Consider the following 13,671-nt stretch of genomic DNA (forward strand, 5'->3'; position numbering starts at 1 on the left):
GGTGTAGCTGTTCGTGCAGTTGCCGCACGCCCGGTAGAGCTTGCCGATGTTCTCGGCGTAGAAGCCGGAGATGTTGACGGTGCCGTTGCCGTTGTGCTGGAACAGCTTGTCGGTCGCGGACTTGGCGCCGCCGCCGATGACGTTCTTGATGGTCGCGCCGTTGGCGAGCTCGAAGACGGGGTCCTGGGACTCGGACTGGCCGCCGTCGCCGATGCAGCAGATGCGCTTCATGCCGCCGTCGTACGTGCCCGACACCGAGATCGTGCCGCTCGGGTCTGTCAACGTCGATGAAGCCGGGTCGACAACTTTCGGTTCCGTGTAAGTTTCGGCACCGCGAAAGTCCTGGTAGCCGGCCCGGAAAAGGTCAGTGCCGCCGGCGATTCGCGAGGCGCGAATTAACGCCGGCAGCGCTGTTATGGATCAACGGCGCGCGCGTCAGGGTTGTTGGAACCCCGCGGTGGTCAGCACGACGAGACCCTGCGGCGACCGTACGTAGTCGACGAAGGCCTTCGCCCCCGCCGCGTTGGGCGCGGCCTTGAGCACCGCGATCGGGTAGTCGTTGATCGCCCCGGCCGACTCGGGGAACTCGACGGCGTCCACGTCGGCCGCGGCCGCCCTGGCGTCCGTCCGGTAGACCAGCGCCGCGTCCACCTCGCCGAGGCGCACCTTCGACAGGGCCGCTTTGACGTCCTGTTCGAGAGTGACCGGGGTCAGCGTCACGTTGGCCGCGGTGAGCGCCTTCTTCGCCGCCGCGCCGCAGGGGACCTGCTCCGCGCACAGCGCCACCTTGGTGCCCGCGGCCGTCAGGTCGGCGAGCACCCTGATGCCCTTCGGGTTGCCCTTCGCCGTGGCGATCACGAGCTGGTTGTGGGCGAACGTGACCGGCGCGTCGGCCACGCCGCCGCCGTCGGCCACGGTCTGCATGTTCGTCGGGCTGGCCGAGGCGAACACGTCGGCCGGCGCGCCCTGGCCGATCTGGGTCGCCAGCGCCGAGCTGCCCGCGAAGCTGAACGTCACCTTCGTGCCCGGATGGGCCGCCTCGAAGTCCTTGCCGATCCGCGTGAACGCCTCGGTCAACGACGCCGCCGCGAACACGGTCACCGCGCTCTGCTTCTCACTCGTTTTGTCCGGAGTGTCCTCGGCGCAACCGCCGACGAGGAGCAGGCCCGCTGCCGCGACGGCCGCGATGGCCCTTCGGATCGTCACGCTCGCCACCTTTCCTGAGGTCCAGTGGAACTGTCGCATCCTCAAGGCCGGATAGGCAACGCACCTAGCATCTACAAACCAGCAAAGAGTTCTGCCATGGTGTACGCGGCAGGTGAACGGGTCCGGGGGCGACTGTGTTTCGGGACACGGTCTGTCCGGTGCGTGATCAGGTGTCGTGATCAGGAAAGGACGGAGCCGCAGGTCGGCCCGACACGGACGTTCCCGTAGCTAACTGTCCGGTGATTGACCGGGTTGATGGTGTCGCACGGCGGCACCATACTGTCGCGTCATGAGTGATGGCACGCAGCCCGGGGGCGCTCCGGCGAACGAACCTCCACCGTGGACATACGGGTCGGCGCCGCAGCCCGGCCAGCCGGCATACCCTGGTCAGCCCACCTACCCCGGTCAGCCCGCTTACCCCGGCCAGCCCGCGTACCCGGGTCAGCCGGCGTCGCCGGGTCAGCCGCCCTACGGGGCGCAGACCTCGGGCCCGCCCGCCTCGCCCGGTCAGCCCTACGGCGCCCAGCCCTCGTACGGTGGCCAACCGCCGTTCCAGGGCCAGCCCCCGTACGGCGGGTTCCCCGGTCAGCCCGTCGCGCCGCCGCCCGGCAAGAAGAACACGACCCTGTTCATCGTGCTGGGCGTCGTCGCGCTGCTGCTGGTCTCCTGCTGCTGCTTCCTCGGCTACCGCTTCGTCAACACCGACACCGACCCGAAGTCCGGGTCGAGCCCGCTGTCGACCACGGGCGGTTCGGGCCGCACGCTCGCGCCGACCACGGCGGCGTCCGTGTCGCCGGAGCAGTACCAGGCGGTGCTCAAGCAGGCCGACGACACGATCGCCCCGGCGTACCAGGCGCTGGCCAAGGCGACGAGCAAGTCGGCCGCCGTCAGCGCCGCGACCCAGTTCGACACCGCGGTCGGGTCGGCGATCACGCTCCTGCAGGCCACGGCGACCCCCGGCCCGGCGACGGCTGGCGCGCACATGAGCTACATCACCGCGCTGCAGACCCTGCGCAGCGAGGTGAGCAGCATGAAGGACGGCCGCTCGTCCTGCCCGGCCGCGGCCGCGCTGCCCGCCATCCGCAACTCGAGCGCCGCCGCCACGGTGCGCAGCGCCGCGAAGGAGCTGGCCGAGGACGACGCCGCGCACCCGTACAGGGCCGGCACCTGGCTGCCCGGCACCTCGAAGGCGCGCACGCTGTCCAACGGCACGTACCTCAAGCGCGCCAGCGGCGGCCCGAGCTACCTGAAGATCAAGAACAGCAGCGACCCGGGCACGATCAGCCTGGTCAAGAAGGGCTCGAAGACCGCGTCGATCGTCGTGTACGTGGGCCCGAGCAAGTCGTTCACCGTCAACAACATCCCCAGCGGTACCTACCTGGTCTACATGGCCTCGGGCACCGACTACGACCGCAACGCCAAGAGCTTCACCCGCAACTGCGGGTACTCGAAGTTCGACGACACGTTCGTCTTCTCGTCGACGAAGGCCTGGTCGATCACCTTGACGAAGTCGGTCGGCGGCAACGCCTCGACCAGCGACGTCGACGGCGGCGACTTCCCGCAGTAGCCGTCACTGCCCAGCGCCGCGCCGGACGCCACCACGTCCGGCGCGGCGTTTCTATGTCCGGGCGGCCCGGTCGAGCAGAACGGCCCGCTCCCGGGCGTTGGCCGTCAACGCGGCGGCCCGCTCGAACTCGGCGCGCGCCTGCTCGTGCCGCCCCAGCCGGCCGAGCAGGTCGGCCCGGACCGCGGGCAGCAGGTGGTACTCCCGGAGTGCCGGCTCGGCGGCGAGCCGGTCGACGATCTCCAGCCCGGCGGCCGGGCCCGCGGACATGGCCACGGCGACGGCCCGGTTGAGCTCCACCACGGGCGTCGGGGCGAGCGTGGCCAGGCGGTCGTAGAGCGCCGCGATGCGGCCCCAGTCGGTCTGCCCGGCGGTGCGGGCCTGCGCATGGCAGGCCGCGATCGCGGCCTGCAACACGTACGGACCCGCGGTCGTCGACGCGAGCAGCCGCTCGGCGTGCAGCAGCGCGGCGAACCCCCGTCGGATCATCGCCTGGTCCCACCGGCCGCGGTCCTGGTCGTCCAGCGCGATGGGCGCACCCGCCGGGTCGACCCGCGCGGCGAGCCGCGAGCCCTGGATCTCCATGAGCGCCAGCAGCCCGAACACCTCCGGCTCGGTGGGCGCCAACTCGGCCAGGAGGTGCGCCAGGCGCAGGCCCTCCTCGCACAGCCCGGGCCGCAACCAGTCGTCGCCGGCCGTCGCCGAGTACCCCTCGTTGAAGATCAGGTAGAGCACCTCCAGGACGGACGCCAGCCGGGTGGCCCGCTCGGCCGGCTCGGGCACCTCGAACGGGATCCGCTTGTCCGCGAGCGTCCGCTTGGCCCGCACGATCCGCTGCGCGACCGTCGGCTCCGACGTCAGGAACCCGCGCGCGATCTCGGCCGTGGACAGCCCGCCGAGGACCCGCAGCGTCAGCGCCACCCGCGCGTCCGCCGCCACCGCCGGATGACACGACACAAAGATCAACCGCAGAAGATCATCCTTGAGTACGTCGTCATCGACGGCGGCGTCGAAGTCGGCCAGGCCGTTGAAGGCGTCCGCCTGCTGGCGCTGGTGCGCCTCATGACCCAACTGGCCGACGCGTTCCCGCAGGCGCACATCGCGACGGATCCGGTCGACGGCCCGGCGCCGTGCCGCGAGCATCAGCCAGGCGCCCGGATTGTCCGGGACGCCCTCGGCCGGCCACTGCTCCAGCGCGGCGACCAGGGCGTCGTTCGCCAGTTCCTCGGCGAGCCCCACGTCGCGCACCACGCCCGCGACACCCGCCACGATGCGCGCGGACTCCGCCCGCCACACGCGGTCGATGACGGCCGCGACGTCAGGGTCCATCGGGGCCGTACACCAGGCGCATGTCGCCCTCGCCGTCGCGCACGATGGCCCAGAACCGCTCGGCGAGCGCCAGCGCCTCCCCCTTCGTGGCGACGTCCACCAGCGCGAAGCTCGCGATGGTCTCCTTCGACTCCGCGTACGGCCCGTCGGTGAAGGTCACCCGGCCGCCCGTGGCGGACATCCGGGTGCCGTTCGGGTCCAGGCCGCCCGTGGCGACGAGGGTGCCCGCGCGGCTCAGCTCCTCGACGAAGCGGCCCATCTCGGCGTACAGCTGCTCGTCCGGCGTCGGCCCGCCGCCGTTGATCGTCATGAGGAACCGCACTGTCGACCTCCGTCGGGTGATCCGTCGCCCCTATCCAAACACGGCCCCGAAAATTCTCGCGGCACGTGTCGAATCGGCGGTGGGCCGATCGACGCACCGGTAGCGGGCGGCGACGGGCCGCCGCGAACACCGGAGGAGACAGCGATGCGCAAGCTCGTGGTGGCCCAGTTCATCTCGCTCGACGGCGTCGTGGAGGCGCCCGATCAGTGGCACTTCCCGTACGTCAACGAGGAGATGTTCGCCGTCATGGGGACGAACAGCGCGGCGGCGGACACACTGCTGCTGGGTCGGGTGACGTACGAGACCTTCGCGGCGGCGTTCGCCGACGCGCCGGCCGACGCCCCGGGCGCGGCCATGATGAACCGGCCCGCCAAGGTCGTGGTGTCCCGGACGCTGACCGACCTGACCTGGCACAACTCGACCCTGCTGAAGGCGGACCCCACGCCGGGGGGCCTCATCGCGGCGGTACGGCGACTGAAGGAGCAGCCCGGCGGTGACATCCTGGCGCCGGGCAGCGTCACGCTCGCCCGGGCGCGGCTGCGCGCCGGCCTCGTTGACGAGCTGTCCCTGCTGGTCCACCCCATCGTGGTGGGCCACGGTCAGCGCCTGTTCGAGCAGGACGGCCCGACGATCCCGCTCACCCTGGCCAGCTCCGCGACCTTCACCACGGGCGTCCTCCACCAGACCTACCACCCCGCCTGACCTGCCACTCCTCGCCCGACTGAGGCCGCATCGCCCTAGGCCACGCGCGGCGCCCGCCCCGGGCCTGCCGGGGCGACGGCGACGTCGCCAAGCGGTCGCATCCTTTGGCGGCCGCGGCGTGTCTGCCGACCGGATGTGCCCTTCTGGCGGAGCGCTAAAGCCGCGCCTCGCCAGATGTTCACAGTTGGCGGGACCGGCGGAGGCCCGGCCACCGTGGGTTCCTGCTGTTGCCGGCCGGCTTCACCGCCCTTATCGCGTCGACGGCGTCCTATCGGGCGCGGACGCGCTCGCCTGGGTTCTCCCGCCGAGTACGGCGGGCTGGTGAACGAGCCCACCTGGGTGATGTTGTTGACGCCGCCTTTTCGAGGGAGGACGGCGGCCCGGCCCGGATGCGGTGGGGTCATCTCCACCGCACCCGGACACGGGCCCCGGGACCCGGTAGGACACCGGGGGGACGGTTGGGCCTAGTAGCCGATCTTCCCGACGCCCGCGCCGGCGGAGACGATGCTCTTCACCGCGTTCGGGTCGTCCAGGGTGTAGCTGTAGTAGCCGCTGGCTTCCTGGACCGTGCCGGAGCAGTCGGGGCTGCCGGACTCGCCGACGAACACGTTGTTGCGGGCCACGCACCGGCCGGCCGGGCCGGCGTAGCTGTTGGTGACGGGCTCCTCGACGTCGGCGAAGTAGTTGCCCTCCACCAGGCAGCCGGCGTTGGCCTGGCAGGCGACGCCCACGTCGGTGTTGTAGACGTAGTAGTTGTTGAAGATGTGTACCGGCTCGCCGAAGCGCACGCGCGGGTTGCGCTGCGGGGTGCGGTTGAACCAGTTGTGGTGGTAGGTCACCTTGAGCCGGCCGGTGTCCTGCGCCGTGTCACCGTCGTCGCGGCCCAGCAGCATGTTCTTGCTGTGGTTGTGGGTGTGGTTCCACGACACCGTCACGTAGCTCGAGCCGCGCTTGATGTCGATCAGACCGTCGTACCCGCAGCACAGGTCGTTGTGGTCGATCCAGATGTGGTGCGAGAACATCTGCACGTTGATCGCGTCGTCGCCGGACCCGGTGAAGACCAGGTTCCGGATGATGATGTTCTTCACCGCGTTGGCGGGCGGCGACGTGATGGCGTCGTCGATCGGGATGCCGATGTTCAGGCCGTACCCGGTGAACCCGGAGCCTGTGCCCAGCCCGATGATCGTCTTGTCCGACGACACGTTCTGCATCGCCGACAGCGAGATCATGCCGCTCACGAAGATCGTGTACGGCCCGGTGCGCGTCGCGTAGTCGATGAACTGCGCGGCCGTGGACACCGTGACGCTCGGGCCGCCGGCGCCGCCCGTGGTGCCGTTCTGGCCCCAGGCGTTGACGGTGGCGAAGCCGACCAGGCCGGTCTGCGCCGGGCCGGGTCCGCCGGTCGTCGGGCCGGCCGTGGTCGGCGGGGCCGACGTGGGCGGCTCGATGATCAGGTTGTTGGAGAGCGTCACGTCATCGAACGAGGCGCTGGCGTAGAGCGTGCCGAAGCCGACCTTGCCGGTCCCGGTGAGCGGGCTGGAATCGGTGACGGTGACGCTCGGGCCGCCGGCGACCGAGCCGATGATCTGGCCGCTGGCCAGCAGGTTCGTGTTGAGCGTCAGGGTGTACCAGGTGCCCGGGGTCACCGTGAAGCTCGCCGAGCCCAGGGCGGTGAGGCCGGACGTGGTGCGCTTGCCGACCTCGATGGTGTTCGAGCTGCGCAGCGCCACGTAGTAGTAACTGGTCAGGCTGCCCGCGGTGGACAGCAGCGAGACGGCGTTGCCGCCGCCGGACCGGAACGCGATCGGCTTGACCCGCGCGCTGACGGATGTGCCATTGCCGGAGCCCGCACCGGCGATGGCCCGGGCGTCGGCGCCCGTGCTGCCCTGGCGGTAGACGTACGACACGTCGGACACGACCGACCAGCTGCCGTTCGTCTTGGACCAGCCGTTCGCATTGCCGTCCTCGAAGTTGTCGCTGAACAGGACGGCCGCCTCGGCCGTGCCGCCGATGGTGACGAGCAGCGCGGTGACCAGAGCCACCGCGCTACCTCCCGCGACGGCCGACCAGGCGCGTCGTCTGGTGGTGGACGCCGGCGTAGTGGTGCGCCGGCGGAACGGGACGTGCATGAACGTGCCTCCCTGAGCTACCGGCTGCCGTGAGCGCGACAGCCGCGCGGCGCCGTCACGCCTGCTCCTGGGCGGCGCGACGTCACCACGTACCGGTAGTGCGAAGAGGAAAGCGCATTCCTGTTCCCAACAAACTGACATCGTTACTGATCGAAGTCAATGCCGCGAATGTGCAGGTTTGTTGCAGCGGCGTCGTCGATGACCGCCGGCCTGCCGTGACGGCGGGATCGCCAACGTTTGGCCAGTTACGTGTGGTCATCGCGCGCTAAGCTCCGCACGTAATTGGCCAAACGTCGGCGGGTCCGCGGTTGCGTATGGTGGGCAGCCATGTCGAGTCTTGTGATCCGTGCCGCTGGCCCCGACGACGGACCCGCGATCGCGGCGGTGCAACGGGCCGCGTGGCAGGCGACCTACGGCGCCTGGATCCCGGAGGTGGTCGCCGGCCTCGATCCCGTCCGAACCGCGGACAACTGGGCGCGCGCCAGCCGGCGACCGGACCAACGGGTGGCGGTCGCGGTCGGGGACGGCAGGGTGGTCGGCTACGCCTGGAGCGGGCCGCCCGACGGGTCTGGCGATGCCGACAGCGGCGAACTGCTGGCGTTGTACGTCCATCCCGCAGCCCAACGGCGCGGCGCCGGCCGGTTGCTGGTCGCCGACGCGCTCGCCTGGCTGGCATCGACGGGACGGGAGCGGTGTCTGGTGTGGGCGGTCGAGCGGTTCGAACCGGCCCGTCGGTTCTACGAGCGCGAAGGATTCACCAGCGATCCCGGCCTGACCCGGCCGTGGCGCGGCCTCGCTGAGATCCGCTACTCACGTCCGCTGTGACTGGGTCGTGTGCCGAACCAATGCGAACTCCTGCTGAACCGAAGTGGCAGCGTTGTGGAAAATGTGACGGAGCGCGATGTATGCCCCGCCAGTGCGGCCTGCCTGACGGTGGCCGACAAAGGGAAGGCCGACTGCGGCGACCATGAGTGGTACAACCACGACGACGTGGTGGAGCACTGCTACCACTGCGCGGTCGGCAGCCGGCCGCGCGTCAGACCGAGGTAGTCGCCGCTTTGCCGGTTGCCCAGGGGACGTCCAGTTCGCTGAGCAGCGAGACGTCGCGACCTGCCCGCAGCAGCGCGTCGTTGATGCCCGGGATGGTGTGGTGGATCTCCGGGGCTTCGCCGGTGACCGTGACGAACGCCGGGTCTACCAACGGGGGCGTGCCGGCGGCGCGGATGGCCTCCAGGACCGCGGTGAACGGCAGGGTGTCGGCGAGCGGCGCGAGCAGCGGCACGCCCGTCGGGTCGGCGCGGTGGTCGAGCAGGTTCTCCAGCAGGCCCACCCGGCCGGGCACGTCGCGCAGGTCCGCGTCGGCGGGCATGGCGAGCCGGTCCGTCGGGTACTCCAGCTTGGCCGTGCCGTCCGTGCCGGTCACGGTGACCATGCCGGGGATGAACTCCTCGCCGCACAACGTGACCGCCACCAGGATGCGCACTCCCGAGGAGAGCGTGACCCGCAGTGTGGCGGTGTCGTCCACCTCGATCGGCCGGGTGCGGTAGGCGTCGAGTTCCACGGACGCGGGCGACGAGCCGGCGATGGCCAGCGCCTGCATGACCGCGTGCGCGAACGGGTTGGCCAGCGCGCCGTCGAGCACCGGGTTGCCGCCCATGCTGCGCCTGCCGGCCCACGGCGACCGCGCATAGTACGCGTCCGAGCGCTGCCACGACCCGACCACCGACACGCTGGTGAGCATGCCCAGCCCGCCGGCCGCGACGGCCGCGCGCAGCCGGGCGAGCGCGACCGAACCCAGCGCCTGGAAGCCGACCTGGCAGGCCCGGCCCGTCTCGGCGACCACGTCGGCGAGCGCGTGGTGGTCGGCGACGTCGACCACGGGCGGCTTCTCCAGCAGCACGTCGGCGCCCGCGCGCAGGCAGTCCGACGCGATGGGCAGGTGCGTGTGCGGCGGCGTGCAGATCACCACAACATCAGGGGAGTACGCCGAGAGCAGCTCGCGATGGTCGGTGAGGATCGCCGTGCCGTCCGGGATGGGCGCGCCCTCGGCGGGCGCGACCTCCTTGACGTCGACGAGCGCCACGAGGTCGAGCCGTCCGGCCTCGTGCAACGGCGCGATCCGCCGCCGGTGCCACAACCCGTGCCCGTTGGCACCGATCAGCGCGACACGGCTCATCGGGCGCCCACGATCGTCGCGGCCGCGCCGTGGGCGCTCAGGTCGCCGAGCCAGTCGGCGATGAGGTCGCGGACGACCTTGTCCTCGGCCAGCTCGGCGGGGAACACCTGACGCAGGCCGAGCAGCGCCGCGACGATCTCGTCGGGCTTCTCGCCGGCCGAGGCCAGCGCGGCCCGCACCGGCCCGGCCAGCGGGTCGTCGAGCGGCAGTTCGCGACCGTCGTCGGCGACGCCGGCGGCGAAGCGCATCCACGCGGCCACGACGAGCGCCCCCCAGCGCGGCGACGCCCCGGCCCGGCGGCGGTCGAGCATGCCGTGCAGCACGCGCTGCGGCAGCTTCTGCGTGCCGTCCATGGCCACCTGCAACGTGCGGTGCCCCATGGCGGGGTTGGCGAACCGACTCAGCACGGATTCACCGTACTCGATGACAGAGACGCCCGCAGGCGGTTCGAGGCTCGGCGCGATGTCCTCGGCGATCATGCGACGCAACAGATCCACCATCCCGGGTATCGCCAGCGCGTCCGCGATGTACTCGCGCCCGGCCAGCGCCCCGAGGTACGCGATCGTCGAGTGCACGCCGTTGAGCGCGCGCAGCTTCAGGTGCTCGTACGGCGTGGTGTCCGTCGTCATCGTCGCGCCGGCCAGGTCCCACGCGGGCCGGCCGCCGGGGAAGTCGTCCTCGATGACCCACTGCATGAACGGCTCGGCGGGCACCGGCGCGAGGTCGACCACGCCGAGCGCGGCCTCGGCGCGGGCGAGGGTGTCCGGTGTGGCGGCGGGGACGATGCGGTCGACCATCGACGACGGGAACGACACGTTGGCGGCGACCCACGCGGCCGCCCGGTCGTCGCCGGCGACGATCAGGGCCTGGGTGATCAGGCCGCGCAGCCGCTCGCCGTTGGTCGGCAGGTTGTCGCAGCTGGCCAGGGCGACCGGCCCGGCGTCGGCGGCGGCGCGGGCGCGCAGCCCGGCGATGAGCAGCCCGGGCACCGTCGTCGGCGCGCGGTCGGTGGTCAGGTCGGCGTGCACCTCGGGGTCGTCGCGGAGCTTGCCGGTCGCCGGGTCCAGGGCGTACGCCTTCTCGGTGACGGTGAGCGTCACGACGCGGATGTCGGGGTCGGCGAGCAGCCCGACGACGCCGCCCGGGTCGCTCGCGGCGTGCCGCAGGCCGGCGAACGCCCCGATGACCTTCGCGCTGGCCCCGCCGCCGTCGAGGGTGACGACGCTGAACAGCCCGTCCTGCTCGGCGATGGCGCGCAGCACGTCGCGGCTGCGCGGCGCGACCCCGACGATGCCCCAGTCCCCGCCACCGGCGGCGATCGCCGCTTCGGTGTAGACGGCCTGGTGGGCGCGGTGGAAGGCGCCGAGCCCGAGGTGCACGATGCCGGCCCGCACGTCGCCCGGCAGCACCGCGGGGCGGGCGCCGGAAGGCACCCGCCCAACGGTCGCGAGCGAGAGTCGCTCGGTCACCTGGCCCACACCGGCCCGTCCGGGAACGAGTACTCGGCGATGGAGGAAGGCTTCATCGTCGCGCTGTAGCCGGGCTGCTCGGGCAGCAGGTAGCGGCCCTCGCGGGTGCGTACCGGGTCGACGAAGTGCTCGTGGAGGTGGTCGACGTACTCGACCATGCGGCCGTCCAGGGACGTGCCGACGCGCAGGTAGTCGAAGATCGCGAGGTGCTGTACGTACTCGCAGAGGCCCACGCCACCGGCGTGCGGGCAGATCGGCACGCCGAACTTCGCGGCCATGAGGATCTCGGCGAGCACCTCGTTGACGCCGGCCACCCGGCAGGAGTCGATCTGCATGATGCCGATCGCGTTGGCCTGCAGCAGCTGCTTGAAGATGACCTTGTTGGCGCCGGCCTCGCCGGTGGCCACGTGGCAGGTCCCGTTGGTGAACCCCCGGACCGCCTCCGCGATGCGGGCGTGGCCGAGCACGTCGTCGGCGTGCGTGGGCTCCTCGATCCAGTACGGGTTGAACGCGGCGAGCTCCTTCATGGCCGCGATCGCCACGTCGACGTCCCACACCTGGTTGGCGTCCATCATGAGCAGCGCGTCCGGCCCGATCTCCGACCGGATGATCTCCGCGCGCCGGATGTCGTCGGCGAGCGGCCCGCCGACCTTCATCTTCATGGCCCGCCAGCCCTCGGCGTACGCCTGCCGGGTCAGCGCCCGCACCTTGTCGTCGGGGTAGCCGAGCCACCCCACCGACGTGGTGTAGGACGGGAACCCGTCGCTCTCCAGCCCCGCCAGCCGCTCCTCATAGCCGACCCGGCCCTTGTCCAGGATCGCGGCCGCGTCGGCCGGGGTGATCGCGTCGGTGATGTGGTTGAAGTCGACGCACGCGACCAGCTCGTCGGTCGGCATCTCGGCGAGCAGCCGCCACAGCGGCACCCCGGCGAGCTTGGCCCGCAGGTCCCACACGGCGTTGATGATCGCGCCGGTGGCCATGTGGATGACGCCCTTCTCCGGGCCGAGCCACCGCAACTGCGGGTGGGCGGTCAGGCTGCGCGAGAAGGCCACCGGTTCCGCGATGAAATCCTCGAGGGTACGGCCGACGAGCGTCGGCGCGAACGCCCGCACGGCCGCGCAGGTGATCTCGTTGCCCTGCCCGTTGGTGAAGGTGAAGCCCGCGCCGACCGCGCCGGACGGGTCGTCGGTGCGCAGCTCGACGTAGGTCGCCGAGTAGTCGCCCCGGTTGATCGCGTCGGAGCCGTCGCCGGTCAGCGAGGTGGGAAAGCGCACGTCGTGGACGTCGACGGCGATGATGGTGGTGGTCATGCTGTCTCTTTCTCAGTGTGGTCCAGGCGGAAGATCCGCTTGGGCAGCCGGTACGCGAGGTCGACGATCGTCTCGGCGGCCTCGTCGAGCGGCAGCCGGTCCTCCGCCACGAGGCGGGCGAGGAACGCCGCGTCGACCCGGCGGGCCACGTCGTGGCGCACCGGGATCGAGCAGAACGCGCGGGTGTCGTCCACGAAGCCGGTGGTGTTGTAGAAGCCGGCGGTCTCGGTGACCGACTCGCGGAAGCGGCGCATGGCCTCGGGGGAGTCCAGGAACCACCACGGCGGCCCGAGGAACAGGGCGGCGTACCCGCCGGCGAGCGGCGCCAGCTCCCGCGAGAACGTGTACTCGTCGAGGGTGAACAGCACCACCCGCAGGCGCGGGTCGTTGCCGTACGCGTCGAGCAACGGCGCGAGGGCGTGGGTGTACTCCGTGGCGTGGGGGATGTCGCCACCCACGTCGCGCCCGTGCGTGGCGTGCAGCCACGCGTTGTGGTTGCGCACCGAGCCGGGGTGCAGTTGCAGGACCAGCCCGTCCTCGATCGACATGCGGGCGAACTCGACGAGCATGTGCGCCCGGAACGCCTCGGCGTCCAGCGGGCTCGCCTCGCCGGCCAGGCCGCGGTGCAGCAGGGCCTCCGCCTCGGCGGGGGTGAGGTTCAGGGTGCGGGCGGTGGGGTGCCCGTGGTCGCTGGACGTCGCGCCGGCGGCGATGAACGCCTCGCGGCGTTGCCGCAGTGCGGCGAGGTACCCGGCGAAGGTGGTGGTGTCCTCGCCCGTCAGCTCGCCGAGGTGGGCGACCCGGTCGGCCCAGCCGGCCCAGTCCATGTCCACCACGTTGTCGGGGCGGAAGGTCGTGATGACGCGTCCGCCCGGGCCGCCCCAGCCGTCGGCCGCGAGCTTTGCGTGGTGGTGCAGGTCGTCCAGCGGCGACTCGGTGGTGGCGAGCACCTCGATGTTGAACGTCTCGAACAGCGCGCGCGGCCGGAACGCCGGCTCGGCCAGCTTCGCCGCGATCGCGTCGTACACCTCGTCGGCCGTGTCGGGGCGCAGTTTCGTGGTCACGCCGAAGACGGTCTCGAAGGTCCGCTCCAGCCACAGCCGCGACGGGGTGCCCCGGTAGAGGTGCCAGTGGTCGACGAAGGTACGCCAGATCGCCCGCCCGTCCGTCTCGACCGGCTCGCCGTTGACCGTGGGCACGCCCAGCCGGGCCGGCGTCACCCCCTGGCTGAGCAGCATCCGCGTCAGGTAGTGGTCGGGCACGATGAGCAGCCGGGCCGGGTCCGGGAACGGCGCGTCGTCGGCGAGGATCGCCGGGTCCACGTGGCCGTGCGGGCTGATGATCGGCTGGTCGGCCGCGAGGGCGTACAGCTCCCGGGCGAGGCCCCGTTGGGCGGGGTCGCTCGGGAAGAGGATGTCGCTGGGCACTGCGGGTTCTCCTTCGTGCGGTCGAGCGAGCGGGTCG

Annotated in this window: 12 protein-coding genes; 3 read left to right on the forward strand and 9 right to left on the reverse strand. The window is 71.6% G+C overall.

Features of this window, described 5'->3' with window-relative positions:
* Together ABD211_RS06100 and modA are read right to left on the reverse strand one after the other, a co-directional pair.
* On the reverse strand, positions 1-282 hold a 282-nt coding region (locus tag ABD211_RS06100; RefSeq protein ID WP_344127103.1), incomplete at its 3' end, for a pectate lyase.
* Positions 283-435: 153 nt separating this feature from the next.
* On the reverse strand, positions 436-1,200 hold the full coding sequence (gene modA, locus ABD211_RS06105) for a molybdate ABC transporter substrate-binding protein (protein WP_344127201.1): 765 nt from the start codon (positions 1,198-1,200) through the stop codon (positions 436-438).
* A 295-nt stretch (positions 1,201-1,495) separates the two neighbouring features.
* Here modA and ABD211_RS06110 point away from each other — a divergent pair, with 295 nt between their 5' ends.
* Entirely contained in the window at positions 1,496-2,773 is a 1,278-nt protein-coding gene (locus ABD211_RS06110) for a hypothetical protein (protein WP_344127105.1), read from the forward strand.
* Positions 2,774-2,824: 51 nt separating this feature from the next.
* Here ABD211_RS06110 and ABD211_RS06115 read toward each other — a convergent pair whose 3' ends face one another.
* Together ABD211_RS06115 and ABD211_RS06120 are read right to left on the reverse strand one after the other, a co-directional pair.
* Positions 2,825-4,099: an RNA polymerase sigma factor gene (locus tag ABD211_RS06115; RefSeq protein WP_344127107.1), complete on the reverse strand. Its 1,275-nt coding sequence runs from the start codon at positions 4,097-4,099 to the stop codon at positions 2,825-2,827.
* Complete coding sequence (locus tag ABD211_RS06120) at positions 4,089-4,421, reverse strand: YciI family protein (RefSeq protein ID WP_344127109.1); 333 nt, start codon at positions 4,419-4,421, stop codon at positions 4,089-4,091. Before ABD211_RS06120 ends, ABD211_RS06115 begins: the two co-directional genes overlap by 11 nt.
* 144 nt (positions 4,422-4,565) lie before the next feature.
* Between ABD211_RS06120 and ABD211_RS06125 the strand changes: the two genes are divergently transcribed.
* A complete protein-coding gene (locus ABD211_RS06125) occupies positions 4,566-5,123 on the forward strand; it encodes a dihydrofolate reductase family protein (RefSeq protein ID WP_344127111.1) in 558 nt (185 codons plus the stop codon).
* A 464-nt stretch (positions 5,124-5,587) separates the two neighbouring features.
* On the opposite strand, the gene ABD211_RS06130 is transcribed toward ABD211_RS06125, so the two are convergent.
* A complete protein-coding gene (locus ABD211_RS06130) occupies positions 5,588-7,252 on the reverse strand; it encodes a pectate lyase family protein (protein ID WP_344127113.1) in 1,665 nt (554 codons plus the stop codon).
* Between the two features lie 327 nt (positions 7,253-7,579).
* Here ABD211_RS06130 and ABD211_RS06135 point away from each other — a divergent pair, with 327 nt between their 5' ends.
* A complete protein-coding gene (locus tag ABD211_RS06135) occupies positions 7,580-8,077 on the forward strand; it encodes a GNAT family N-acetyltransferase (protein ID WP_344127116.1) in 498 nt (165 codons plus the stop codon).
* A 211-nt stretch (positions 8,078-8,288) separates the two neighbouring features.
* On the opposite strand, the gene ABD211_RS06140 is transcribed toward ABD211_RS06135, so the two are convergent.
* Genes ABD211_RS06140 through uxaC form a run of 4 tightly spaced genes read right to left on the reverse strand, consistent with a single transcriptional unit; the run spans position 8,289 to position 13,634 of the window.
* Complete coding sequence (locus ABD211_RS06140) at positions 8,289-9,428, reverse strand: Gfo/Idh/MocA family protein (RefSeq protein ID WP_344127118.1); 1,140 nt, start codon at positions 9,426-9,428, stop codon at positions 8,289-8,291.
* On the reverse strand, positions 9,425-10,906 hold the full coding sequence (locus ABD211_RS06145) for a mannitol dehydrogenase family protein (protein ID WP_425560363.1): 1,482 nt from the start codon (positions 10,904-10,906) through the stop codon (positions 9,425-9,427). Before ABD211_RS06145 ends, ABD211_RS06140 begins: the two co-directional genes overlap by 4 nt.
* A complete protein-coding gene (locus ABD211_RS06150; protein WP_344127122.1) occupies positions 10,894-12,207 on the reverse strand; it encodes an enolase C-terminal domain-like protein in 1,314 nt (437 codons plus the stop codon). The genes ABD211_RS06145 and ABD211_RS06150 overlap by 13 nt, the downstream gene beginning before the upstream one ends.
* The gene (uxaC, locus tag ABD211_RS06155; protein WP_344127124.1) at positions 12,204-13,634 is read right to left on the reverse strand and encodes a glucuronate isomerase; all 1,431 of its coding nucleotides are present in this window, start codon (positions 13,632-13,634) and stop codon (positions 12,204-12,206) included. Before uxaC ends, ABD211_RS06150 begins: the two co-directional genes overlap by 4 nt.
* Positions 13,635-13,671: the final 37 nt, after the last annotated feature.

Source organism: Luedemannella flava (assembly GCF_039528515.1).
Classification (GTDB): domain Bacteria; phylum Actinomycetota; class Actinomycetes; order Mycobacteriales; family Micromonosporaceae; genus Luedemannella; species Luedemannella flava.